The 3,467-nt window shown below is 76.2% G+C and carries 1 protein-coding gene; it reads right to left on the reverse strand.

Annotated elements, in window-relative coordinates:
* The coding region (locus ACFVU9_RS45325) for a type I polyketide synthase (RefSeq protein ID WP_387603936.1) at positions 1–3,467 on the reverse strand (3,467 nt) is incomplete at both ends.

Consider the following 3,467-nt stretch of genomic DNA (forward strand, 5'->3'; position numbering starts at 1 on the left):
ACGTGGTGGCCGTTGCGGCGGGCGTCGGAGAGGCGTTCGACGAGGAGGAGGCCGACGCCTTCGGACCAGCCGGTGCCGTCGGCCGCCGCGGCGAAGGACTTGCAGCGGCCGTCGGCGGACAGTCCGCGCTGCCGGCTGAACTCGACGAAGGTGTCCGGCCGCGACATGACCGTGACGCCGCCCACGAGTGCGAGGTCGCACTCGCCCTGCCGCAGGGACTGGGCGGCGAGGTGCAGGGCGACGAGCGAGGAGGAGCACGCGGTGTCGACGGTGACCGCCGGGCCCTCCAGCCCGAACGTGTAGGCGAGGCGGCCCGACACGACGCTGGAGGTGTTGCCGGTGAGCAGGTAGCCCTCCAACTCGGCCGGGGCCTTGGGCAGTCGCGAGCCGTAGTCGTTGTACATGACGCCGACGAAGACTCCGGACCGGCTGCCCCGGACGGTGCCCGGTTCGATCCCGGCCTGCTCGAAGGTCTCCCAGGCCGTTTCCAGCAGCAGCCGCTGCTGCGGGTCCATGCTGGTCGCCTCGCGCGGGCTGATCCCGAAGAACTCGGCGTCGAACTCGTCGGCTCCGTACAGGAATCCGCCCTTGTGGGTGTAGGACGTGCCGGGGTGGTCAGGGTCGGGGTCGTACAGGCCGGAGAGGTCCCAGCCGCGGTTGGTGGGGAAGTCGCCGATGGCGTCGGTGCCGGAGGCGACGAGCCGCCAGAGGTCCTCGGGGGAGGCGACGCCGCCCGGGTAGCGGCAGGCCATGCCGACGATCGCGATCGGGTCGTCGTCGACCACGGTGCGTGCCTGCGGGGCCGGGGCGGCGCGGTCCGCGAGACCGCCGGGCAGCAGCGAGAGCACGTGGGCGACGAGCGCGGCCGGCGTCGGGTGGTCGAAGACCAGGGTCGTGGACAGCCGCAGGCCGGTGGTGGTGGCCAGCCGGTTGCGCAGGTCCACGCCGGTGAGGGAGTCGAAGCCGAGGTCCTTGAAGGCACGGTCGGCGTCGATGGTCGCCGGAGAGGCGTGACCCAGCACGGTGGCGACCGTCGTCCGAACCAACTCGCCCACGGCGTCCGCCCGTTCCGGCGTGGGCAGGGAGGCGGTGCGCTCCGCCCAGGAGCCGGTGGAGCCGGTGGAGCCGGCGGTGGCGGTGGCGGAGGCGCCGGCACCGGCCCGTCGGCGCGGAGGCCGCACCAGGCCGCGCAGCGGAGCCGGCAGCGGGCCGGCCGTGGACCTGGCGCGCAGCGCGGTGAGGTCGAGCCGGACCGGGACGAGTGCCGCGGCGGGTGAGCGCAGGGCCGCGTCCAGGAGCGCGAGGCCGTGCTCGGTGGTGAGCGCGGGGAGTCCCGAACGTGCCCAGCGCAGCAGGCCGGCCGTGCCGAGGGCGCCGGCCATCCCGTCCTGTTCCTCCCACAGGCCCCAGGCGAGCGAGGTGGCGGGCAGGCCGTGGGCGTGGCGGTGCTCGGCGAGGGCGTCCAGGTAGGCGTTGGCGGCGGCGTAGTTGGCCTGGCCCGCGGTACCGGTGACCCCGGTGACGGAGGAGAAGAGCACGAAGGCGGAGAGGTCCGCGGTCGTGGTGAGCTCGTGCAGGTTGAACGCGGCGTCGGCCTTGGGGCGCAGGACGGTGTCCAGCCGCTGCGGGGTGAGGTCGGTCAGCACGCCGTCGTCGAGCGCTCCGGCGAGGTGGAAGACCGCGCCCAGCGGGCGGTCCGCCGGGATCGTGTCCAGGACGTCGGCCAGGGCGTCCCGGTCGGCCGCGTCGCACGCCGCGAAGCGCACCTCCGCGCCGGATCCGGCCAGTTCGCGGAGGAGGTCCTGGGCGCCGGGCGCCCGTTCGCCGCGGCGGCTGAGGAGCAGCAGGTGCCGTGCCCCGTGCTGCCGCACGAGGTGACGGACGAGCACACGGCCCAGGGCGCCGGTTCCGCCGGTGACCAGCACGGTGCGTTCGGCGAGCCCGGCGGGTGCGGCGTCGCCCGGTGCGATGTCGGCGCGGGTGAGGAGGGGCGCGAACAACGTCCCGTCGCGCAGGGCCAGTTGGGGCTGGATCGAGGCGGCCGCGAGGGCGGGAAGGTCGGCGGCGCCCAGGTCGGCGGCGGCGTCGTCCAGGTCGATGACGGCGAAGCGGTCGGGGTGTTCGGTCTGGGCCGAGCGGAGGAGGCCCCAGGCGGCGGCGGACCAGGGGTCGGGAACGTCGTCCGTCGCGGTGGCGGCGACGGCGCCCCGGGTGAGCAGGAGGAGCCGGGAGCCGGCGAACCGGTCGTCGGCCAGCCAGGCGTGCGCCAGGTCCAGTGCGTGGGCCACGGCGGGCCGGCCGCTCGGCACGGTCGCCGCGACCACGTCGGGCACCGGGGCGGTCCCGTCGTCCCCGTCGGTCCCGCGGAGCGCGCCGAGGTCCCGGAGTTCGCGGGGTCCGTCGACGAGGGTCACCGACGGCCGCCCCGACGGGCCCGGCGTCGCCGTGGGCCGCCAGTCGATCCGGTGGAGGTCCCGCGTCCGGCCGTCGGGCTCGTCCAACTGCTCGCGCCGGACGGGGAGCAGGGCGAGCTCCTCGACGGTCAGGACCGGCTGCCCGGCCGGATCGGCGGCGCTGAGCGACCGGCCGGACCAGACGACCCGCAGCTCGGCGGCACCTGCCGCGTGCAGTTCCACGCCGGACCACGAGAAGGGCAGCGGCAGTCCGTCGGCGTCCTCCGCCTCGCCGGCCACCAGCGGGTGCAGTGCGGCGTCCAGGAGGGCCGGGTGCAGGGGGAAGCCGCCCGCGTCGCCCCGTACGTCCTCGGGCAGCGAGAGTTCGGCGAAGAGCTCGTCACCGCGCCGCCAGGCCGCCCGTACGGCCCGGAACGCCGGTCCGTACGCGTAGCCGAGTTCGGCCAGGCGCCCGTACAGCGTCACGGTGTCGAGGGCATCGGCGCCGGCCGGCGGCCAGGTCGTCGGCGCGGCGGCGGCCGGCCGCCCGGCCGGGGTCAGCAGCCCCACCGCGTGCCGGGTCCACTCGTCGGCGTCGCCGGGGCGCGAGTGGACGGCGAGCGTGCGGGCTCCGCTGTCCGGGTCGGCCGCGCCGACGGTCAGCTGGAGCACCAGCGGGCCGGTGGTGGGCAGGGCGAGCGGCGCCTCCAGGGTCAGCTCGTCCAGTCGGGGGGTGCCCGAACGCTCGCCCGCCGCCAGGGCGAGGTCGACGAACGCGGTGCCGGGCAGGATCGGGCGGCCGAGGATCTCGTGGTCGGCGAGCCAGGGGTGGGTGTCGAGCGACAGCCGGCCGGTGAACAGCAGGCCGCCGTCGGAGGCGAGTTCGACGGTCGCGCCGAGCAGCGGGTGGTCGGTGGCGCCGAGCCCGAGGCCCTCGGGACCGGCCGGCGGGGCGGTCGGCAGGAGCCAGAACTGCTCGCGTTGGAAGGGGTAGGTGGGGAGGTTGGGGTGGGTGTGGGTGGTGGTGGGTGGGGTGGGGGTGTGGCCGTGGGTGTGGGTGGTGGCGAGTGCGGT

This window comes from Kitasatospora sp. NPDC057936 (assembly GCF_042887525.1).
Taxonomy (GTDB): domain Bacteria; phylum Actinomycetota; class Actinomycetes; order Streptomycetales; family Streptomycetaceae; genus Kitasatospora.